General features: G+C 67.2%; 23 protein-coding genes and 1 pseudogene. 13 read left to right on the top strand and 11 right to left on the bottom strand.

The features are described from left to right. The first annotated feature begins 625 nt into the window (after positions 1-625). From ACFVJ3_RS15245 to ACFVJ3_RS15285, 9 genes are all read left to right on the top strand, one after another. Positions 626-1420 carry an enoyl-CoA hydratase/isomerase family protein gene (locus tag ACFVJ3_RS15245; protein WP_378452810.1) on the top strand — a complete coding sequence of 265 codons (795 nt, stop codon included), beginning with the start codon at positions 626-628 and terminating at the stop codon, positions 1418-1420. A 4-nt stretch (positions 1421-1424) separates the two neighbouring features. Beyond that, entirely contained in the window at positions 1425-2174 is a 750-nt protein-coding gene (locus tag ACFVJ3_RS15250; protein WP_378452811.1) for an SDR family NAD(P)-dependent oxidoreductase, read from the top strand. 50 nt (positions 2175-2224) lie between these two features. Continuing rightward, positions 2225-3031, top strand: a complete 807-nt coding sequence (locus tag ACFVJ3_RS15255) for an SDR family NAD(P)-dependent oxidoreductase (RefSeq protein WP_378452812.1) — start codon at positions 2225-2227, stop codon at positions 3029-3031. A 28-nt stretch (positions 3032-3059) separates the two neighbouring features. Continuing rightward, positions 3060-4208, top strand: coding sequence for an acyl-CoA dehydrogenase family protein (locus tag ACFVJ3_RS15260; protein ID WP_378452813.1), 1149 nt, complete (start codon positions 3060-3062; stop codon positions 4206-4208). 71 nt (positions 4209-4279) lie between these two features. Continuing rightward, positions 4280-4942 (top strand): aldehyde dehydrogenase family protein, encoded by a 663-nt coding sequence (locus ACFVJ3_RS15265; protein ID WP_378452924.1) that lies wholly within the window; start codon positions 4280-4282, stop codon positions 4940-4942. Continuing rightward, entirely contained in the window at positions 4942-5115 is a 174-nt protein-coding gene (locus ACFVJ3_RS15270; protein WP_378452814.1) for a hypothetical protein, read from the top strand. The genes ACFVJ3_RS15265 and ACFVJ3_RS15270 overlap by 1 nt, the downstream gene beginning before the upstream one ends. Before the next feature lie 94 nt (positions 5116-5209). After that, positions 5210-6376 carry a TetR/AcrR family transcriptional regulator gene (locus tag ACFVJ3_RS15275; RefSeq protein WP_378452815.1) on the top strand — a complete coding sequence of 389 codons (1167 nt, stop codon included), beginning with the start codon at positions 5210-5212 and terminating at the stop codon, positions 6374-6376. A 315-nt stretch (positions 6377-6691) separates the two neighbouring features. After that, complete coding sequence (locus tag ACFVJ3_RS15280) at positions 6692-7759, top strand: MBL fold metallo-hydrolase (protein WP_378452816.1); 1068 nt, start codon at positions 6692-6694, stop codon at positions 7757-7759. Positions 7760-7836: 77 nt separating this feature from the next. Further along, complete coding sequence (locus ACFVJ3_RS15285; protein ID WP_378452925.1) at positions 7837-8652, top strand: enoyl-CoA hydratase/isomerase family protein; 816 nt, start codon at positions 7837-7839, stop codon at positions 8650-8652. Positions 8653-8723: 71 nt separating this feature from the next. Here the strand turns inward: ACFVJ3_RS15285 and ACFVJ3_RS15290 are convergent, their stop codons facing one another. The 10 genes and pseudogenes from ACFVJ3_RS15290 to ACFVJ3_RS15335 form a co-directional block, all read right to left on the bottom strand. Beyond that, positions 8724-9914, bottom strand: a complete 1191-nt coding sequence (locus ACFVJ3_RS15290; protein ID WP_378452817.1) for a TetR/AcrR family transcriptional regulator — start codon at positions 9912-9914, stop codon at positions 8724-8726. Positions 9915-10216: 302 nt separating this feature from the next. Continuing rightward, positions 10217-10866 (bottom strand): annotated as a pseudogene (locus tag ACFVJ3_RS15295) (SDR family NAD(P)-dependent oxidoreductase). Between the two features lie 34 nt (positions 10867-10900). Further along, a complete protein-coding gene (locus tag ACFVJ3_RS15300) occupies positions 10901-11428 on the bottom strand; it encodes an enoyl-CoA hydratase-related protein (RefSeq protein WP_378452926.1) in 528 nt (175 codons plus the stop codon). A 15-nt stretch (positions 11429-11443) separates the two neighbouring features. Further along, positions 11444-11644 (bottom strand): hypothetical protein, encoded by a 201-nt coding sequence (locus ACFVJ3_RS15305; RefSeq protein ID WP_378452818.1) that lies wholly within the window; start codon positions 11642-11644, stop codon positions 11444-11446. 306 nt (positions 11645-11950) lie between these two features. After that, on the bottom strand, positions 11951-13108 hold the full coding sequence (locus ACFVJ3_RS15310) for an acyl-CoA dehydrogenase family protein (protein WP_378452819.1): 1158 nt from the start codon (positions 13106-13108) through the stop codon (positions 11951-11953). 7 nt (positions 13109-13115) lie between these two features. Then, positions 13116-14660, bottom strand: coding sequence for a long-chain-fatty-acid--CoA ligase (locus tag ACFVJ3_RS15315; protein WP_378452820.1), 1545 nt, complete (start codon positions 14658-14660; stop codon positions 13116-13118). Positions 14661-14769: 109 nt separating this feature from the next. Continuing rightward, positions 14770-15573 (bottom strand): SDR family NAD(P)-dependent oxidoreductase, encoded by an 804-nt coding sequence (locus tag ACFVJ3_RS15320; protein WP_378452821.1) that lies wholly within the window; start codon positions 15571-15573, stop codon positions 14770-14772. Positions 15574-15589: 16 nt separating this feature from the next. Next, the gene (locus tag ACFVJ3_RS15325; RefSeq protein ID WP_378452822.1) at positions 15590-15970 is read right to left on the bottom strand and encodes a MaoC/PaaZ C-terminal domain-containing protein; all 381 of its coding nucleotides are present in this window, start codon (positions 15968-15970) and stop codon (positions 15590-15592) included. Continuing rightward, on the bottom strand, positions 15967-16428 hold the full coding sequence (locus ACFVJ3_RS15330; RefSeq protein ID WP_378452823.1) for a MaoC family dehydratase N-terminal domain-containing protein: 462 nt from the start codon (positions 16426-16428) through the stop codon (positions 15967-15969). Before ACFVJ3_RS15330 ends, ACFVJ3_RS15325 begins: the two co-directional genes overlap by 4 nt. Before the next feature lies 1 nt (position 16429). Next, positions 16430-17614 carry a lipid-transfer protein gene (locus ACFVJ3_RS15335; RefSeq protein WP_378452824.1) on the bottom strand — a complete coding sequence of 395 codons (1185 nt, stop codon included), beginning with the start codon at positions 17612-17614 and terminating at the stop codon, positions 16430-16432. Positions 17615-18274: 660 nt separating this feature from the next. Here ACFVJ3_RS15335 and ACFVJ3_RS15340 point away from each other — a divergent pair. The 4 genes from ACFVJ3_RS15340 to ACFVJ3_RS15355 all read left to right on the top strand — a co-directional run bounded on the left by ACFVJ3_RS15340 (position 18275) and on the right by ACFVJ3_RS15355 (position 20891). Continuing rightward, positions 18275-18580 carry a hypothetical protein gene (locus ACFVJ3_RS15340; protein ID WP_378452825.1) on the top strand — a complete coding sequence of 102 codons (306 nt, stop codon included), beginning with the start codon at positions 18275-18277 and terminating at the stop codon, positions 18578-18580. After that, positions 18577-19059, top strand: coding sequence for a sulfite exporter TauE/SafE family protein (locus ACFVJ3_RS15345; RefSeq protein ID WP_378452826.1), 483 nt, complete (start codon positions 18577-18579; stop codon positions 19057-19059). Before ACFVJ3_RS15340 ends, ACFVJ3_RS15345 begins: the two co-directional genes overlap by 4 nt. Positions 19060-19091: 32 nt before the next feature. Continuing rightward, a complete protein-coding gene (locus ACFVJ3_RS15350) occupies positions 19092-19304 on the top strand; it encodes a hypothetical protein (protein WP_378452827.1) in 213 nt (70 codons plus the stop codon). Positions 19305-19724: 420 nt separating this feature from the next. Then, entirely contained in the window at positions 19725-20891 is a 1167-nt protein-coding gene (locus ACFVJ3_RS15355; RefSeq protein ID WP_378452828.1) for a thiolase family protein, read from the top strand. A gap of 100 nt (positions 20892-20991) precedes the next feature. On the opposite strand, the gene ACFVJ3_RS15360 is transcribed toward ACFVJ3_RS15355, so the two are convergent. Further along, positions 20992-21306 (bottom strand): hypothetical protein, encoded by a 315-nt coding sequence (locus ACFVJ3_RS15360; protein ID WP_378452829.1) that lies wholly within the window; start codon positions 21304-21306, stop codon positions 20992-20994. Between the last annotated feature and the right edge of the window lie 89 nt (positions 21307-21395).

The raw sequence follows: 21395 nt of genomic DNA on the forward strand, positions 1-21395 counted from the left end.
GATCTGGGCAACTCTGGTGTGCGGTAGGCCCAAGATACGCCCACTCGCGCCAAAACTTAAGACCCATTCACAAAGTTTCTGATTTCGGTGGGATGCCGGTTCCTGACGGCGGCCGCGGTTGGCGCCCGAGCCGCGAATCCCGGGCGGCCCGCGTGGAGGGACTGGCTGGTGAAAGGCGCTTTCCTTGTGGCGACTGCGCGTTGTCGCGATTCGCTCAGCGCGAGGCGACGGGGTGGGGGAGAGCGGGTCTCCTGGCCGATGGTCGGGACTTTCATCCCCAGGGGAAGTAAATTGCATGAAGCCCCGAAACGGATCCGCATCCCTTCTGCGCCAGGGAAGGGAGGGGCGGGGTGCGCCGCTCGAGGCCGGTCTGCGTGGCAGTCGGTCCCCTGGCCGGGGATTCGAGCTCGCAAGAATTACTAGCCACATATATGTGTATGAGAACCTTGACATGAGCTGCAGATATTGAGTACTAAATAAATGATGACTTGCCACATGGTGCAATCTCCTGCGGCGGTGTCGCCCGGTGGCGGCACGGCACGCGTGGGTTGCGGCTCCGTGTGTGGATGGGTACCGGGTCCGCCGTGCCCATCACCTTTGAACTCGATGATTGGTTGGGAGAGACATGAGCACGTCCGAGGTCTACAAGAACTACAAGCACCTGGCATTCGAGCGCACGGTTGGGGTGCTCACGGTGCGGCTGAACCGTCCGGAGGCCTACAACGCGGTCAACCGGCAGTTACACACCGAGCTGTCGCGAGTGTTCGCCGACATCCGCGCCGATCGGGAGACCCGCGCCGTGGTCATCACGGGCGAGGGCAAGGCGTTCTCGGGCGGTGGTGACCTGAAGAACATCGCCACGGGTGCCGGCGAGAGGCTGGACAACACGTTCACCGAGGCCCGCAAGATCGTGATGGATCTGCTCGAGTTGCCGCAGCCGATCATCGCCGCGGTCAACGGTCCGGCGATGGGTCTGGGTGCCACGCTGGCGCTGCTGTGTGACGTCGTATTCGCCGGCGAGGGGGCGAAGTTCGCCGATCCGCATGTTCGGGTCGGGGTCGGTGCGGGTGACGGTGGCATCGTGATCTGGCCGTGGTTGGTCGGGATCAATCGGGCCAAGCAGTATCTGATGACGGGTGATTCGATGTCGGCGGCCAAGGCCGAGCGGATCGGGTTGGTCAACGAGGTCGTGGCGGATGACGAATTGTTCAGTACCGCACATGCGTTCGCGACTCGGCTGGCGGATGGTCCGCAGCGGGCGATCCGGGGCACCAAGGCGGTGCTGAACCACATTCTGCGTGACAACGCGAACCTGGTCCTCGATCCGAGTCTGATGATGGAGAAGGAGTGCTTCGCGTCGGGTGATCATGTCGCGCCGATTGCCGCGTTCCTCGAGCGCAAGTCCGTGAAGGTCGGCTAGCGCAGTGGACAGGCTCACAGATCGCGTAGCCCTGGTGACCGGCGCCGCCGGCGGGATCGGCAGTGCCACGGCACTGCGTCTCGCCCGTGAGGGTGCACGCGTGGTTGTCACCGATGTCCGAGAACCGGAGGCGCGTAAGGTCGCCGACGTCATCACCGCCGCCGGCGGCCGGGCCATTGCGCTCGCCCACGACGTGACCGATCCGGATGCGTGGCAGCACGTGATCACCACGGCGGAAATGGAATACGGCGCTCTCGGGATTCTCGTCAACAACGCCGGCATCGGCAACTTCGCCGGGGTCGAGGACATCACGATCGAGGAGTACGAGAAGGTCATCGCCGTCTCTCAGACCAGTGTGTTCCTCGGGCTGAAGTTGGCGGCCGCCGCGTTGAAGGCGTCGGGCTACGGGTCGGTGGTCAACATCAGCTCGATCTGTGGGGTGACGGGCACCACGGGCCGTTCGTTCAGCTACCACGCTGCCAAGGGTGCGGTCGGCCAGATGACGAAGAACACCGCGATCCGCTGGGCGCAGGAGGGGGTGCGCGTCAACTCCGTACATCCCGGTTACATCGGCACGGCCGGTGTTCTGGCCAAGGGTGATGACGTGGTCGCGGCGCTCGTTGCGACCACCCCGATGGGTCGTCTCGGCGATGCTGATGAGATCGCGTCGGTGGTCGCGTTTCTCGCGAGCGACGACGCCTCCTTTGTGACGGGTGCCGAGATCCACGTCGACGGTGGATTCCTGGCCCGCTGACCCGGGACCACCGAATCCCGTTGCCATTTCACCGAGAAGGAGTACCCGTCATGGGAAAGCTGGACAACCGGACCGCGATCGTCTCCGGTTCTGGGCGCGGGATCGGGCGTGAGATCGCGCTGAAGCTGGCCGCCGACGGCGCCAGGGTCGTGGTGAACGATCTCGATGCCGGCCCGGCCGAGGACACCGTCGCCGCGATCCTGGCGATCGGCGGCGAGGCGGTGGCCTGCACCGGCAGCGTCACCGACGACGAGTTCGCCCAGCGCTTTGTCGACACCGCGCTCGACGCCTACGGCGGCCTGGACATCGTCGTCAACAACGCCGGCTTCTACTGGAACGACCCCATCGAGGACATGGGCGACGAGCAGTGGGATGCCATCCTCGACGTCAACCTCCGGGCGCCGTTCCGGATTCTGCGCGCGGCACAGCCCGTGTTCCGCAACAACCCGGTCGAGTACCACCGGAAGGTCGTCAACATCTCGTCGAATGCGGGCCTGGTCGGCATCGAGGGCCAGGCAAACTACAGCTCGGCGAAGGCGGGCGTCATCGGATTGACGCGCGCGCTCGCACGGGAGTGGGGGCGTTACCGCGTGAACGTGAATGCGGTTGCCTACGGGTGGATCTCGACCCGACTGACCGAACCCGAGGCGGTGGGCGAGTCGCCGCTCATCGATATCGGCGGGCGCAGGGTGTCGGTCGGGCTGCGCGAGGGCAGGGCGGAAGCGCTCGTGAAGACCATCCCTCTGGGGCGGGCGGGCACCGCGGAGGAAGCCGCCGGTGCGGTGTACCTGCTGTGCACCCCCGAATCCGACTACATCAGCGGTCAGTGTCTGGCGTGTGACGCCGGCCGGAACTGACACGCGATATCAACCACGAGGAGATACCATGAAGCGCACGATCTACAACGAGGACCATGAGGCGTTCCGGAAGACAATCCGGGAGTTCATCGCCCGCGAGGTGACCCCGGTCTTCGCCGACTGGGAGAAGCAGGGCTGCGTGCCCCGCGAGTTCCACCACAAGTTCGGTGAACTCGGCATCGCCGGGTTCGACATCCCCGAGGAGTATGGCGGCGCCGGCGACGTCAGCTACCGGTTCAACGCGATCATCACCGAGGAGGTGTTCGCCGCCGGGGTGAATTTCGGCAACTGGAACATGTCCACCGGGATCATCCTCCCGTACCTGCTGGATCTGGCGAACGAGGAGCAGAAGCAGCGCTGGCTGCCCAGCATTGCTGCCGGTGACCAGCTCGCCATCGCCATGACCGAGCCCGGCGCGGGATCGGACCTGGCGGGCATCACGACGTCTGCGCGGCGCGTGGGTGACCACTTCGTGCTCAACGGAGCCAAGACGTTCATCTCCAACTCGTCCGTCGCCACGCGCATGATCGTCGTGTGCCGCACCGCCCCGCCGAGCGCCGAGAACCGCCGCAGCGGGCTGACCCTGTTGGTGATGGACACCGACTCCGAGGGCTTCCAGGTGCACCGGCGGCTGGAGAAGATCGGGCTCAAGACCAGCGACACCTGCGAGATCTCGTTCACCGACGTGAAGATCCCGGTCGAGAACCTGCTCGGCGAGGAGGGGCAGGCGTTCTCGTACCTCGGCCGCAACCTCCCGCGTGAGCGTCTCGGGCTCGCCGTGCAGACCTGCGCCCAGGCGGCCGCCGCGATCGACTTCGCCAAGGAATACGTGCGGGACCGGCAGATCTTCGGCAAGCCGGTCGCCAGCTTCCAGAACACCAAGTTCGTGCTCGCCGAGTGCGCGACCGAGCAGACCGCGGCCCAGGCGCTCGTGGACCACGCGATCGAGCTCGAGGACGCAGGCGATCTGACGCCCGCGGATGCCGCGATGGCCAAGGTCTTCTGCACCGAGATGGCGGGCCGGGTGATCGACAAGTGTCTGCAGCTGCACGGCGGCTACGGCTACGTCCTCGAGTACCCGATCGCGCGCCTCTACGCGGACACCCGGATCTCGAGGATCGTCGGCGGCACGACCGAGGTCATGAAGACGATCATCGCCAAGTCGATGGGCTTGTAGTGCGTGGTCGGCGGTCAGGGTGCTGCGATGAGTGAGGTGATCGATCGCTCCGCAATCTATGTCGATGGTGCCTGGGTCGACTCTCGCGGCGCGGGCCGGATCGAAGTCGTCCTCTCGAGCTCGGCGGCAAGTCGGTGTTCGTGATTCTCGACGATGCGGATCTGCAGCGCGCGGTGGCCTACGGGATGACCCGGTGCATGCGCAACTCCGGTCAGACTTGCTCGTCGACTCGAATGCTGGTGCCGGAGGCGATGATCGAGGATGCCAGCCGCATCGCGGTGGCGCAGGCGCGCAACCATCCGACGGGTGACCCCGGTGACCCGGACTCGGTGTCGGGTCCGCTGGTCAGTGCAGTCCAACGGGATTCGGCGGTGCAATACATCGACGCCGGTGTCGCCGAGGGGGCCACCATCGCACTCGACGGACGAGGTGCGGTGCACGACACCGGGTACTACGTCGGCCCTGTGCTCGCGGTCATGAGCTACCGGGACGAGGACGAGGCGGTGCGGTTGGTCAACGGCACCGACTACGGCCTCGCCGGCGCGGTGTGGTCGGGTGACCCGCGACGGGCCGACGCCGTCGCGCGTCGCATCCGAGCCGGTCAGGTCGTCGTCAACGGAGCCGTCGTCGACACCGGGGCGCCGTTCGGTGGGTACAAGCAGTCGGGGATCGGCCGTGAGGGTGGCGGGTTCGGTTTCGAGAAGTTCCTCGAGATCAAGGCGACCCTGAGGTGATGGGAACGGATGACGTGATGACACGGGACGAACAGGAGTTGCTGCGACTTGCCCTGATCTGGCAGCCCTACGGTGGGCCACCAGAGGAGACGGTCTTCGAGCGGTTCGGGGTCGGCCGCTCGACCTTCGACCGACGGGTGAAGGCGGTCGTGCGCCGACTGGCCGTCCGGTGACGCCTGGATTCTCCGATATATTCCGACCACGGGTTTCCGCGGCGCGCAGGTACACTCGCCGTTACCGAAGTGGCTGAAGGGGGCATGGGACGACGTGGCACGCAGGCCCCCCAACCGCAAGGAACAGATCAGTACGGTCGCAAGCGAGATGTTCCTCGCCCGCGGATACCACAACGCCTCGGTCACCGAGATCGCCGACGCGCTCGACATCACCCCCTCGGCGCTGTACCACCACTTCCGCAACAAGCAGGACCTGCTGTTCCACGTGGTATGGAGCGGCCTCGAGAAGGTCGACGCCACGCTGTTGCAGAGCCGGGACCTCGACGAGGCGATCGCGGCGCTGTCCGCGACGATCGTGCGGTCGACCGGTCTGGCCACGGTCTGGGAGCGCGAGGCCCGAAACCTCGAGGGCGCGCAGCGTGAGCAGATCCGGCAGCGCGAGTCGCAGGTCATCGCACACCTGGTTCCCCTGATCGTCGCCGGGCGCCGCGACCTGACACCGGAGGCGGGCGAGCTCGCGGCCCGGGCGGTGTTCGGCTCGCTCGGCGGATTCCGGCAGCGGTACCGCCTCTCGCGCCGCCGTGACGAGGCGATCATGATCCGCCTGGGGGAGCAGATCGGTGCGGCCGACGCCTCGATGCTCGGGACGCCGTCCGCCGGTGAGGTGGCCGGCGGCCTCGATGCGCCCGGCGTCGGGGGCACGCAGATTTCGCGTCGAGAGCAACTGGTCGGTGTCGGCACCCGGCTGTTCGACGAGTACGGATTCCAGTCGGTCACCATGAGCGACATCGGAGAGGCCGCGGGCGTCGTCGCCTCCGCTGTCTACCGGCACTTCGGCGCCAAGACCGACCTGCTCGTCGCGGCGGCGACCAGAGGCTGTGAGCGTCTGCGTGCCGGCGCGGACCGCGCGCTGGCCGCCGCCGTCGATCCGCGCGACGCGGTCGAACAGCTCGTCCGCTCGCATGTCGAGGTGTCCATACAGAACCCGCACCTGATCGGGATCATCGCCAACGAGCGCGCCCAGCTCCCGGCGAAGGAGCGAACCGAGATGCGCCGGTTCCAAACGAACTATCTCGATGTCTGGTTGCAGACGATTGCCGCGGCGGCGCCCGAACGCGACCCTGCGGAATCACGCATGCGGGTCGCCGCCGTGCACTCGATGATCTATTTCGTCGCCCACTCCAGGGCGGGGAAGCCGCCGTGGCCCGGACTCGACGACTGGCTGACCCGGCTCGGCGTGTCCGCACTCCTGGACAGCTGAATCCTCGACTCCGTCCTGCGCGCTGGTCCGCGCGCCACGAGGTGTGACGTCACTCGGCTCGGGAACCCGCGGCCGGCCTCGTATCGCGCCCACACCTGGATCGTGACAATGCGCACATTAAGCAAGTCGACATTTACATACTTTGCTATAGTCGCAGTTGGCCGCCGTAAGACGGCTGCGGAAGAAGTATTCGAACTTTTCGCTCTGTGCGGCCCGTCGTCGCTGTCTCCGCGGGATAGATCCGGTATAGCCGTCTCGGCGTGAACCGGATCGCCGCGGTGCTCGCAGCAGGTCCTCCAGTCAGGAGCAACGCTCATGAACAATGCAGCCGCCATCGGTGATGGCATCTTCCGGATCGCGGTCCCCATCACAGGCAGCCCCCTCGGTCACACCCTGGTGTACGCGATGGAGTCCCCGAACGGTGTCGTGCTGGTGGACGCCGGCTGGGATGACGACGCCGCCTGGGATGCACTGTCCGCGGGCCTCGAGGACATCGGCCACGGCGTGGCGGACGTAGAGGGTGTCGTCCTCACCCACTTCCATCCCGACCATGTCGGACTCTGCGGCCGGGTGCGCGAGGCATCCGGGGCGTGGATCGCCATGCACGAATCCGATCGGGTGCATTTCGACGAGATGGTCGTGCCCCGGGACACGGGCTGGGTCGCCTCGGAGAAGAAGACGCTGCGACTGGCGGGTGCCGCCGCCGCGGATCTCGCGGAGTTCGAGCGCGACGTCCGGCGCACGCCGCCGGCCCGCCCCCAGGCCGCACCGGACCGGACGCTGATGGACGGCGAAATCATCGCGCTCGCCGGGCGTGGGCTCCGAACCGTGCACACACCGGGGCACACACCCGGGCACGTGTGCTTCTACCTCGAGGACATCGACGTCATGTTCACCGGCGACCACGTGCTGCAGAAGACGAGTCCGCACGTCGGCACCGCCACCGTGCCGTTGGCGGAGCGCGACGCTCTGGCCGAGTTCATGGACTCGCTGCGCCGGGTCGCATCGTTGGGGGTGACCCGCGGTTTGGGTGCGCATGGCGCCGTGATCGACGATGTCGCCGGCCGGGCGAAAGCGCTGATCGGCCATCACGACGAACAGCTCGATCACCTGTATGCGGCCTTCGGCGACGACCCGATCACGCTGTGGCAGACCGCGAATCTGATGCGGTGGTACAAGCCGTGGGCCGAGTTGCCGTGGACCGGCAAGAGCCTTGCGCTGTCGGAGGCGGCCGCGCACCTGCGCCACCTGGTCGCGCGTGGGCTGATCGTGCCGGAGCCGGGGGAGGGTCCCGCCCTGTTCCGGCGTGCCGATCCGGCGGTTCCGTCATCGGATTCCATTGCCCAGCCACGGGAATGCGTCGCGGATCCGCTCCGGGCATGACCCGCCGGCGGTGGCCGCCGGCGCCTGAGTTTCCCAGTTCCACTGTGAACATTTCACCGAAGGGATGTGTTGTGACGATTTCGACGAAACGTGGCGCCGAGCGTGTTGGCGTGGAGGGCGCCCCGGTGCTGACTTCGTGCGCCGACGGCGTGCTCACGATCACACTCAACCGGCCTCATCGACGCAATGCCCTGCCGCGCGCAGGCTTCGACGCGCTTGGTGCGGCTCTGCGGTCCGCCGAACGTGATCCCGCCGTTCGGGTGATCGTGCTCCGGGGCGCTGAGGGCCATTTCTGCAGCGGGGCCGATCTCGAGTCGGCGGGTGGTTCCGGGCATCCGCTCGACGGGATGCGCCTGGTCAACTCGACCGCCCGGGCGCTCGCCGAGATGCCCAAGCCGGTCATCGCGTGCGTAGAGGGCTATGCGGTGGGTGCGGGCTGTAACCTCGCGTTGCTCTGTGATCTGGTGATCGCCACTCCGACAGCGAAGTTCAGTCAGATCTTTGCCAACCGAGGGGTGTCCGTCGATTTCGGCGGATCCTGGATACTGCCGCGGCTGGTCGGGCTCCAGCAGGCCAAGCGCCTGGTCATGCTCGCCGAGACGATCGAGGCCGGCGAGGCGCTCGAGCTGGGTCTGGTCACATGGGTCAAGGAGTCCGAGGAGATCGATGCCTTTGTCGGCGACGTTGCGCGGCGCCTCGCGGATGGTCCGCCGGTGGCACTCGCCCTGTCGAAGTCGCTGCTCGATCAGGGTTCGGGCCGGACGTTGGGGGAGGCGCTCGAGGGTGAGGCACACGCGTTCACGATCAACTTCGCCACCGACGCACCCAACGCGATCCGTGCATTCGTCGAGCGGCGGCCCGCCGTCTTCGACGGCGAGTGGAAGGTGCGGTAGCCGGACGCCGGCAATCCGTCGTGGTGGCGGCTCCGGCGCCCACCGACTCCATCAGGCGCCGTCCACCACGCTCACAGATGTCCTGGGTACCGCAACAGTGGGGTGGTGAGCTCGATCAGGCGTTCGCGCAAATCTGTTCGTGCCCGTGCCGCCCGCATCCGCACCAGGCTATTCACCACCATGAACACCGTGTCGATGACGATCTTCGCGGCTTCGGGTCCTAGATCCGGCCGGTACTCGCGCAGCAGGCGCTTCCAGACGTTGAGGTAGTCCCGCTGGGAGCGGTGCGAGTGCTTGCGTTCCTTCTCAGGGAGCTCATCGCGCTCGCTGGTCAGGATCCCGATCAGGCGGCTGTGGTCGAGCGCGAAGTCAATGTGTGAACGCAGCAGCAGGCCCAGTGTCTCCTCGGGTGCGCCGCCCTGCTGCAGGGCGGCCGCCATCCCGGAGTGCATCCGCTCGTCCCCCCGGATGAGGGCGATCGAGAGGATGTCCTCCTTGGTGGGAAAGTGCTTGTACACACTGGATCCGGTGATGCCGGCCGCGGCGCCGATGTCGTCCATCCGGACCGATTGGAACCCGCGCTCGTCGAACAGCCGGGTGGCGTGCTTGATCAGCTGTTCCCGTCGGGGCAGCTCGACTCCGGCGTAGGCTTCCGCGGCGGAGGACTGCTCGGCGGTGGCCGAGCCCTCGCTCAGCTCGCAGTGCACCAGGGTCGACAGCAGTTCGTAGCGGATCCGGAGAAACTCGCCCTTGGGCAGCGTGATGCGGTGCAGGCCGAAGGAACCGAAAGCCGCGATGAGTGCCCAGGTGAGCAGCTCGCTGTTGGCCTCGTCCAGATCAGGTCGTTCGCCGGCGACGAGCACGCGCACCAGGGCGGCGTTCTCAATCAGGCGTTGCCTCAGTACTGCCCGCTGCTCGTCCGGAAGGTGGCGTGACTCACGCTGCCACAGCGCGGGCAGGCCCCGGCGCTCGAGCGCGACGATCCCCGTCGCGTGCAGGTACGCGTCGATGTCCTCGGCGGCTCGGACGGTCGAATCCATCACCTCGAGTCCGTCGAGGACCGCCTGTAGCAGCAGGTCCTCCTTGCTGCGGAAGTGCCGGTACAACGCCCCGGCCGTGATGTCCACCTCCGCCGCGACATCCGCCATCGACACGTTGTGGTAGCCGCGATCGCGGAAGAGCCGCGAGGCGGCGACCACGATCAACTGCTTGCGGTCACGAGGCCGACGGGCGCGCGGCTTGGCCACCACCGACTGAGTCACGGAATCCCTCCCTTGTCGAAGCATCCGCCCGGCCTCCAGACAAAACCACTGAGGCCGGAAGTGAATCTTCACCGGCCCATTGGAGTCAGTGGCTGGGCATGTTCATCATGTTATACGACACTCCATGTGAACGATCACCTGCAATCAGCGGATACTCGGGAAGTCGGGGCGGGTGGGTGGCCCGTCGCTCGCCAGTGCCAGACCGGGCGTCAGGCCGTCCGTCCGATGACGATAGGCCGGTTGGCGGGCCGACCGGTTCGACCCGGTGCGCGGGGATCAATACCGGCCCGCGGTCGGTGCGGCTATCCTCGGATCGCTCCGTCGATCCGGATGGTCTCGCCGTTGATCATGGGGTTGTCGACTACGGATAGGGCCAACCGGGCGAATTCCGGGTCTGCCGAGCCGCGCGGGGTGCGGGATCCGGTCGGGCACGCGCCCGACCCGATCCTCGGAGAGCAGCCCGAGGATCGGGGTGTCGAAGACGCCCGGCGCGATCGTAACGGCGCAGACGAGCCGGCTCGCCAGGTTGCGGGCAGCGACGAGCGTCAGCCCCACCACGCCCGCCTTGGCAGCGGTGTAGGACGCCTGCCCGATCCGTCCCTCGAACGCGGCGATCGACGAGGTCATCACGACGCCGCCGCGTTCGCTGTCGACGGACTCATTCCGGGCCATCCGGGCCGCGGCCAGGCGCTGCACTTGAAGGTGCCGACTAGGTTGCGCTCGACATCGTCGGTGAACAGGTCCAGGTCGCCGGGGGCACCGTCCTTGTCGACCACTCGCACTCCGTGGCCGCCGCTGGCGCAGTTGGATCCCAGTTCCTTGGCGACGATCTCGCCGTCGGAGCGAGGGCGATCGAGGATGACGGTGGGCGCGCGACGAGCGCCTGCGCGCTCGCGCGGCCGAGGCCGGAGGCGCCGCCGGTCACCAGCGCGGAGCAATCGGTCAGGGTCATGCTCGAGTCTCCCACATATTGTTGTGCCGCAGCATTACTGGTCCCTAGCCTCGCGCCGGACGATCGCCTCACCGCGCGGGTCGATTAGGCGGTCGAACTGTTTGAGGTTGTGCGCGTGTCCGAGGTTGTGCAGGGCGAGTGCGGAATCGAGGGCGACCGACTGGCCCTGGGCGTCGAGGCTGCGATTGACCGCCTCCTTGGCCAGGTGCAGGGGGAACGCCGGTCGGATGGCGATTCGCTGGGCGAGTTCCAGGCCCGTGGCGTCGAGCTCGGAACGCGGCGCGACCCTGTTGACCATGCCCGCCGGGTAGGCCTCGTGGGCGTCGACGTCGCCTCCGGTGAAGAGCAGTTCCTTGGCGCGTCGGGCGTCGAGTTCCCAGGCGTGGGTGAAGTATTCGCCTCCGTTCACGCCGAAGATGGTGACCGGGTCCGAGAAGGTGGCGTCGCCCGCGGCGGGGATGATGTCCATCGGCCACAGCAGCATCAGCGCGCCTCCGATGGCGCTGCGCCCGTGCGCGAGGGCGATGGTCGGCTTGGGGATATCGCGCCAGCGCTTGCACAGCCCGAGGTAGGCCTTCTACCCGAAGGCGTAGTGACCGGCGGCGCCGGGTTCGTCGAGGCCGGACTGAATGGTGGCGGTAGGCCGGCAGGGGAGCGCGGTGCCGGCGCCGATCTCGTGGCCAGAGGAGAAGTTGGGGCCGTCCGCGGCGAGGATGATCACCTTCACCGCGGGATCAAGCGCGGCCTGGGCCAACGCATCGTCCAGTTCGTAGAGCATCGTCGGGGTTTTGTGCGTTGTGTTTCTCGGGTCGGGACAGAACGATTCGTGCCACACCCTCGGCGGGGTTCTCGCGGCGAATGGTCGGCGCAGCGACCGCGGTGACTTCTGAACTCGTCATGACATTCCTGATCTTCCATGCTAGCTCGGGGGACGACACGACGCCGTGGGCTTTTGGGGTGCCGATCCTGCCGTGGCGCCCGTGAGGGCGGTGCGGGTGTGACGAGCCGGGTCTGGAATGGACGGTGGCGCCAGTGGCGGACTACCACTGGCGCCACTTCGAAGGTGTGCCGGCCGCGCCGGACGTCAGACCGCCATGTCCTTGGCGATGATCGTCTTGAGCACCTCGCTGGTCCCGCCGTAGATGCGGTTGACGCGAGTGTCTGCGTACAGACGGGCGATCGGGTACTCGCGGATGTAGCCGTAACCACCGTGCAGCTGCAGGCACTTGTCGATCACCCGGCCGGCGACCTCGGTGCAAAACAGCTTTATCCGTGCCGCGTCCGCCGCGGTGAGTTCGCCGGTGTCCTCGAGCTCGAGGCCCTTGTCCACCATCGCCTGCGCGGCCGACACCTCGGTCTTGCATTCGGCCAGAACGAACTTCGTGTTCTGGAACGACGCGACCGGCTTGCCGAACACCGTGCGCTCCTTGGTGTACGCGAGCGCGAACTCGATCGCGGCTGTCGCCCGGGAGACACCCTCAACCCCCATCGAGAGCCGCTCGCGCGGCAGGTTCTGGCCGAGATAGGAGAATCCGGCCCCCTCCTGCCCGAGCAGATTCTCCACCGGGACCCGGATATCGGTGAACGTGAGTTCGTTCGTGTCGCTCGCCAGGTGGCCGATCTTGTCCAGCTTGCGCCCATACGTGAATCCCGCACTGCCGGTGGGGACCACCAAGAGGCTCAGGCCCGCGCGGCGGTCCTCGGCGGTGGCCGCCGAAGTGCGAGCCGCGACGACGCACAGCTCGGAGTTGCGGGCCCCGGAGATGAAGGTCTTGGAGCCGTTGAGCACATAGTGCGTGCCGTCGTCGGACAGCCTTGCCGTGGTGCGGATTCCGGCCAGGTCCGATCCGGTGCCGGGCTCGGTCATCGCGATGCACAGCAGGATGTCGCCGACGGCGATCCCGGGGAACCATCGCGCGCGCTGCTCGGCGTTCGCGAGGTTGAGCAGGTACGGGAGCACCACGCCCTGGCTGATGCCGTAGTTGTACATCGCGACGGCGGACAACGCCGACTCCTCGGCGATGATGGCCTGGTACTTGAAGCTGACGTCGCCGGCCCCGCCGAACTCCTCGGGGATGTCGAAGCCGGTCACGCCGAGGCCGGCCAGCTTGCGGAACAGCTCGCGCGGCGGGTGACCCACCTCCTCCCACTCCGCGAAGTAGGGGGTTACCTCCTTCGCGAGGAAGTCGCGGATGGTGGTCCGGAAGGCGTCGTGGTCGTCGTTGTAGATGGTGCGCTTCATTCGGTTCTCATTCCGGTCGGGAGACCTGCGTGGGGGCCGTGGCCGTGCGAGCGGTGCGCAGATCGCGCTTGAGGATCTTGCCCGCCGCCGACATCGGGAGGGTCTCGACGAATTCGATGCTGCGGGGGATCTTGTACCCCGAGATGAACTTCCTTGTGTGTGCCTGAACTTCCTCGGCGGTGGCGTGAGCCCCGGGCTGGAGGACGATCAAAGCGTGGACGCGTTCGCCCCACTTCTCGTCGGGCACTCCGATGACCGCGCAGGAAGAGACGCCGGGATAAGTGGCGATGGTGTTCTCCACCTCGGCGGAGTAGACGTTCTCGCCGCCGGTGATGATCATGTCCTTGATCCGATCGACGACGTAGAGGTAGCCGTCCTTGTCGAGATACCCGAGATCGCCGGTGTGCATCCAACCGCCGCGCAGCGCCTCGGCGGTTGCCTCGGGCTTGTTCCAGTACCCCATCATGACGTGGTCGCCGCGGGTGACGACCTCGCCGACCTCGCCGATGGGCACGACGTTATCGTCCGGGTCGTGGATCTCCAGTTCCACGTGGGCGACGGTGCGCCCGGTTGCCTTCTGTTGGGGGCCCTCGCGGGGGTCGAGGATGGTCAGCACTGCCGTTTCGGTCATGCCGTAGCCCTGTCCGAATCCGGCCGCGGGGAACGCCTTCATGGCTCGTTGGCGGAGCCCGTCGGAAAAGGCGGACCCGCCGCAGGTGATGCGACGGAGGCTGGTGAGGTCGTAGGAGTGGATGTCCGGGTGGTCGCAGATCATCTGCATCATCGAGGGGATCAGGATGCACGTGGTCACCTGGTACCGCTGGACGGCGTCGAGGAAGGCCTTGGCGGTGAACGAGGGTAGGAACACGTGTGTGCCGCCCAGGATGTTCTGGGTGTGCCAGCTGCTGATCGCGGCGATGTGGAACAGCGGGGCGGTGTGCACGGAGACGCCGCCGGCCAGGGCCGCGAGGTTGACGGCGTGCGTCCCCAGCAGGGACGTGAACAGCCCCTGGTGGCTGATCATGACGCCCTTGGGCTGTCCGGTGGTGCCGCCGGTGTAGAGCAGCAGTGCCAGGGTGTCGCCTCCCCGTCGGACATCCGGCACCGGTGCCGCGCCCGCGATCAGGTCCTCGTAGTCGAGCATGCCGGCCGGGGTGGACTCGTCGCCGCAGTGCACCACCGCACGCAGCTGCGGACAGTGCTCGCGTAGCTGCACGGCCGCGGACACGTGCGCGTCGTCGACGAGCAGCACCTCGGTGCCGGAATCGTTGATCGCGTAAGCGATCTCGGGGACGCTCCACCGGGTGTTGATCGGAAGCGCTGCGGCTCCCGTCCACCAGGAGCCCAGGAAGCATTCTTGGTGCCGGTCGGAGTTGAGCGCGAGCAGCCCGACGCGGTCACCCTCGCGCACCCCGATGCCGCGCAGGGCGCCGGCCAGACGGGCGACGCGGTCGGCCACCTCGGTCGTGGTCCGGACGCGGTCGCCGCAGATCGTCATGATCCCGTTGGGCCGCTGCTGGAGGGCGCGGTGCAGGGGGAGTGTGAGGTACACGAAGTGCTCCTGATGTGAAGGTGTGCGGGTGCTGATGCCTCGGATTGATGGGCTGGGACTCCCGCCCGCCCGGCCGATCACCGCGTCACCGGGCGGGCGGGTGCCGGGATCAGTGTGTACCGGCGTCGACGACCAGGCACTGGCCGCTGACGTAGTTCGCATCCTGGGTGCACAGCAGGTAGGCGGCGCCGGCCGCCTCGGACGGGGTGCCCGGCCGGCCCAGCGGGATGCGGGTCGCGGCGCTGTCGGCGATCTTCTGGTTGATGCCGACGGGGAGCTTGCGCCCCTCCACCTCGATGAACGCGTCGCCGCCGGCCACAGCCTCGGTCATCCGGGTGAGGATCCAGCCGTACGCGACGGCGTTCACGTTGACCTTGTACCGGCCCCACTCGCGCGCCAGGGACTTGGTCAGACCGATCACGCCCGCCTTCGCCGAGGAGTAGTTGGCCTGACCCGCGCCGCCCTTCGTACCGGACACGGAGGACACGTTGACGACCTTGCGGTGGTGTTCCACCGGGGTGGTCTTCAGGTACGGCTGCGCCGCGCGCAGGATCTGGAACGGCGCCTTGAGGTGGACCTCCAGGATGGCGTCCCACTGCTCGTCGCTCATCTTCTGGATGACGCTGTCCCAGGTGTATCCGGCGTTGTTGACGATGATGTCGAGGCCACCGAAGGTGTCGATCGAGGTCTGCACGAACCGGTCGGCGAAGCCTTCCTCGACGACGGAGCCGGCGCACACGACCGCGTTGCCGCCCGCGGCACGGATCTCGGCCGCGGTCTCCTCGGCCGGTGTCGGGTCGAGGTCGTTGATGACGATGCTCGCGCCCTCGGACGCCAGCTTCAGGGCGATTTCCCGCCCGATTCCGCGCCCGGATCCGGACACGATTGCAGACCTACCGTCCAGAGTTCCCATTGATTTCTCCTTGTTGCTAGTTGATGGTGACGACGGCGGTGCCCCGCAGGGTCACGGTGCCGTCGGGAAGGGTTGTCGTCAGATCCAGGTGGGCCTGCGAGCCATCGACGCGCACCACGGTGCCGTGGCAGGTCGGTTCGGCGTTGACCGGGGTCACTGCGGCGAAACGCACTGAGTACGAAAGGATCTTGTCCTGCGGCACCCAGTCGGTGAGCAGGCGGCCGAGGTACGCCATCGACAGCATGCCGTGCACGAACACGTCGTCGATGCCGACCTCTCGGCAGGCGTCGATGTCGATGTGCGCGGGATTGTGATCGCCGGAGGCGCCTGCGTAGAGCGCGAGGGTGGTCCGGCTGACCCGGGGTAGCTCGAGGGTGCGGGTGTCTCCGATGTTCATGCCGACTCGCTCCCCACTACCTCGCGCAGTACAACGGTACTGCGCAGCGTCGCGACGAGGTCGCCGTCGCGGGTCGCGTCGGTGGTGCGCACCAGGAACTCGAGCGCACCACCCTTCTTGTCGTAGACATCGGTGATCGCGGTGGAGAAGGTTATCGAGTCGCCCGCGTACACCGGCTGGTGGTACTCGAAGGCCTGCTCGGCGTGCAGGATGGTCACCGGGTCGATCCCGAGTTCCTCGAGGAATGCGAACGGGTTAGGCACCTCGGAGTTCAGGCAGAGCAGGAACGTCGGCGGCACCGGCAGGTCGCGATGGCCCGCCGCGTTCGCGGCCGCGAGGTCGGAGTAGGCGGGGTCCAGCTGGCCCGTGGCCTTGGCGAAGAAGCGCAGCCGGCCGCGTTCGACGAACACGGTGTGCTCGGGCGAGCGCCTGCCGATGATCGATCGATCCAGTCTCATCTCACGACACCTTCTCGTAGAGGGTGACGACGCCGGCGCCGCCGAGGCCGAGGTTGTGCTGCAGGGCCAGGGTGGCCCCCTCGACCTGCCGGGCCGCGGCCTCGCCGCGCAGCTGCCAGACCAGCTCGGCGCACTGCGCGAGTCCGGTGGCGCCGAGCGGGTGGCCCTTCGACATCAGGCCGCCCGACGGGTTGACGACCACCCGGCCGCCGTAGGTGTTGTCGCCGGCGAGTACGAATTTCTCCGCCTCACCCTCGCCCACCAGGCCGAGGGCCTCGTAGCAGAGCACCTCGTTGACGGTGAAGCAGTCGTGCAGCTCGACCACCGCGATGTCGCGGGGGTCGACGCCCGCCGCCTCGTACACCTGGTGCGCGGCCGTCGAGGTCAGGCCCGCGCCGACGGCCTGGATCATGCTCTTCTCGAACGAGGACGGCTTGTCCGTGACCATTGCCTGAGCGCTGATTACCACGTCCGCGCGCAGCGAGTGCTTGCGTGCGAATTCCTCGCTGCACACGACGGCCGCGGCGGCTCCGCAGGTCGGGGGGCAGGCCTGCAGGCGCGTGACCGGGCCGAACAGGTGCGGCGAATCGAGTACCTGCTGTTCGGTGATTGGGTCACGGAACACCGAATAGGGGTTGTTCGCGGCGTGTGTGCGGGACTTGACGGCGACCTTGGCGAACACGGACGGGTCGGCGGAGTACCTGTCGAGGTATTCCATGCCGGCGCCGCCGAACAGCCGGGCGGTCATCGGGACGGTGCTGTCCTGCCCGTGCATCTCGTCGAGCAACGCCGTCACGCGGCCCATCGGGCTGGGACGATCGGTCCACTGCGAGGACAGGGCGCCGGGGCGCATCTGCTCGAAGCCGATCGCGAGCACGCACTCGGCCGCGCCCGAGGCGACCGCCTGCCGGGCCAGCCACAGCGCGGTCGACCCGGTGGCGCAGTTGTTGTTGACGTTGACCACCGGCACGCCCGTCAGTCCCACGCGGTAGAGCGCGCGCTGCCCGCTGCACGAGTCGCCGTACACGTACCCGGTGTACGCCTGCTGGACAAGCTCGTACGCGATCCCGGCGTCCTCGAGGGCCGCGCGCGCCGCGCGCTCACCCATGACGTCGTAGTCGTCGCTCTTGCCTGGTTTGGTGAATGGCACCATCCCAACGCCGACGACGTGAACCCTGTCTCCCATCGCTCTCCTCTCCGAGACTATGTGAATTGGTTTTGAGTTTTTAGGTCATTTCCCCACTTGTCAAGTGTCAATGTTTGCGGGTATCCAGGACAGCGCGATATACATGATGCGATCGGGGAGGGGCGGGCTCCCAACATGTACGCACCTCGACAAGCGGCGGCTGACCGTGATCGTGAGCGCGCGTTGTGGCCCGGTCTGGAGCCGGACGTGCGATCGGAGGTCCGTCCGGATCTCGTTCTCGAGGAGATTCCATGCGTGAGGCGGTCATCGTTGACGAGGTGCGGGCACCGGCCGCAAGGGCAACGGCGTCGTTGTCCGCGCACATGCTCGATGCGCTCGTCGAGGACCGGTCTGGACGCCGTGGACCGTGAGGCGGCGCGCGGAGACCTCGGGACGCAGTCGCCGCCGTAGGGTGATGGCGAGTCAGATCCCGGCTGCCGCCCGACATGATCAGGGTTTCCCGGCGAGGCTTTCCGGCCATGACGTGTCCGTTCCTGGGAAGAATGTCAGTCAACGGTGATCGCACCCGCGGTCATGACGGGTTTCCACCCGCCGCGATCGATAGGAATCACCTATCCGCCGGACTGGAATTTGGTCATGGTGGGCGGTCCGGATTCGCTGCATCGTTGTCGGGGAACCGAACCGAGGCGAGGACGGCACGTGAGCGCACTGCTACCGGCGTGGCAAGGCAAGGGCGAGACCCCCGACTACCGGCTCTCCCTCGCCCCGAGCTTCTCCCTCGCCCCGAGCGCACCTTCCTCGCGTGGGTGCACACCTCACTTGCCCCTGCTGGCGGGCGCGGGCGGAGTCACCCCTCGACCGCTGACCTCCGCCGCACTGCCGTGTTGGTCGGCCGTGGACGAAGTCGCGCTGACGCCGTGTGCGCGAGTAGCCGCACGCACGCCGACCTGGGTGGGCGGTCCGGGACGGTTCGGAAGGTGGATTTGTGAGGTGAGCATCGAGTGACGATCCTGATCGCGGGCGTGGGATGCCTCGCGCTGGCCTCGGTCATCGGTGGGGCGACCGGATTCGGCAGCGCCCTGGTTGCGACACCGTTGATGCTGCTGATCGGCATGGACGTCACCGTGGTGGTGGTGGTCAACCTTGCCGCCGGGTTCATCACCCGGATTGCCGTGGCGATCCGCATGCGGGAGTACATGAACCGGCCTCGGGTGTGCCTGCTGTGCGCGGGCAGCATCCCGGGGGCGTGGGCGGGGACGATGCTGATCGCTCATCTGCCCGAGCACTGGCTGACACCGGCCGCCGGGGTGACGGTGATGCTGTGCGGGATCTGGCTGGCGGTTCCGGGTCGTGCCGAATCGGGCGAACCGACACGCGCGGCGCAGGCGGTGACCGGGGTTGTGGGCGGCTTCATGACGGCCACGACCTCGCTCGGCGGGCCGCCGCCGGTACTGCTGATGCAGCGAGCCCGGGTGCCCCACTGACCTTCATTGCCGATCTTGCCGGGTATTTCGTTGTGACCAACGCCGTTACGCTGGTGCTGCTCTCCGTCAAGGGGGATGTGCCGCAAGACATGGTATGGGGGCTCGTACCGGTGTTCGTTCTGGCCGCCCTCCTCGGCAATGCCGTCGGGCTGGGAGTGGCACGGCGCATGTCGACGACCGCCTTTCGGTCTGTGGTCATCGCCCTGGTGATCGTTGCTGGCGCCGCAACCCTGATCCCATCCTGACTGTCCTTGGGTCTCCACACCGGTGACGGTCGCATCCCGACCATTCGGCCGCCCGGACGGCGACCGAGGACGTACCACGTCCACTGTGGCGCCAGCACGGTGATGACAACCATCGCAGCGAATTCTCCAGCCGGCAGAAGAATGCACATGGCCGATGCTGTGCAGCTCGATCACGTAGTCGAACTCTGTCTCGAATCGTCATCGCTTTGCCATTGCGTGAACGAATTTTAAGTTGCTAGTGCATTGTGCCTACTAAATAGGGTCGATGGTAGGTAGCATCAAGGGCGAAGTTATGTACATAATGCGAACAGGGTCTGGCTCGAACACGTGCGCGCCTCGACGAGACGTAGGGCGGCGGCCGACCCCTCGCGACACCGATCCGGATGTCCGTCCGGATCTCGTTACCTTCGAGGAGATTCCATGCGTGATGCTGTCATCGTCGACGCGGTCCGGGCACCGGTCGGCAAGCGCAACGGCGCCCTGTCGCGGACACACGCGGCGTCGCTGTCCGCGCACGTGCTCAATGCACTCGTCGAGAGAACCGGTCTGGATCCCTCGGTCGTGGACGATGTGATCTGGGGTTGCGTGGAGACCCTCGGCATGCAGTCCCAGTGCATCGCCCGTTCGGCGGTGCTGTCGGCAGGCTGGCCCGAGCACGTCCCTGGCGTCACGGTCGACAGGCAGTGCGGTTCGTCCCAGCAGGCCGTCCACCAGGCCGCGGCCGGGGTGATCGCCGGTCAGTACGACATCGCCGTCGCCGGCGGCGTCGAGTTGATGAGCGCCGTTCCGCTCGGCACGGCGGCGACTGTCGGCGACTTCGGAGATCCGTACGCGCCGCTGGCCAGGGAGCGCTACCACGGCACCAACTACGCGAAGGGCCTCGGCCCGCAGTCGATCGCCGACGAGTACGGCATCAGCCGGACCGAGATGGACCAGCACGCGCTCGACTCGCACGCCCGCGCCGCTGATGCGATCGACGAGGGTCGTTTCAAGGGTCAGATCGCGCCCATTCGGGTGGTCGACGAGTCGGGCGCGCAACGGTTGTTCGACACGGACGAGGGTGTCCGGCGCGGCGGAACCCTCGAGTCGCTGGCCGGGCTGCGGCCGGCTTTCGCCGCGGACGGCACCATCACCGCGGCCACCTCCTCGCAGATCTCCGACGGTTCGGCCGCTGTCCTGGTCACCACCAGCGAGATCGCCCGTGCGAACGGCTGGGTTCCGATGGCGCGCATCCACACCGCGGTGGTGACGGGAACCGATCCCGTCACCAACCTCAAGGGAGCGATCCCCGCCACCGCCAAGGCGCTGGCGAAGTCGGGGTTGTCGCTGTCCGACATCGGGACATTCGAGATCAACGAGGCCTTTGCCTCGGTGACACTGTCGTGGCTGCGCGAGACCGGGACCGACCGCGCACTGCTCAATCCCTACGGCGGCGCGATGGCGATCGGGCACCCGGTCGGCGGGTCCGGCGCGCGCCTGATGACCACGCTGGTGCACCGGATGCGGGACGAGGGCATCCGGTACGGCCTGCAGTCGATGTGCGAGGGTGGCGGCATGGCAAACGCCACCATCCTCGAGCTGCTCTGACGATTCTGGGCCGCTTCGACCACCGTGTCGGTCGACGGACACGGTCGTCGGTGGCGCGGTCGTCACGCATCTCTGTCGTTCCGGTATGCCGAGTCCATGTCTAGGACCGGACGAGTTTCACCGTCACCGAACAGGGTTCCGCCCCGGAGTGGATCTCCCCCGGCGTAAACGGTGAGCCCGATTTCGTCAAGGTGCCCTGGCGCATCCACTCCCCGCTGTCCGCGCCAGTGACGAACACCTGACCCGTCACCCCTCGAGACAGGCCGCTGGCCAGATAACCCACCATCGGCGAATTGTTCTCGAGGCCGCCGACGCTTTCGATGACTTGGCCGATCAGGGCGGCAGAGTCGGCTTCGTCCGCGACGCCTCCTCCGGCACGTGTGGATATGGCACCCCAGCATTCGCCGGGAACCACGAGGAGCGGGAGGCCCCGCCCTTTTCATCGGCTCAGGTCTCACAAAGTGGGTCTTGGCGAAAACCAACGAACCGACACGTTGTCGACCG

Origin of the sequence: Rhodococcus sp. NPDC127593 (assembly GCF_042671975.1) — a bacterium.
Classification (GTDB): domain Bacteria; phylum Actinomycetota; class Actinomycetes; order Mycobacteriales; family Mycobacteriaceae; genus Rhodococcus_F.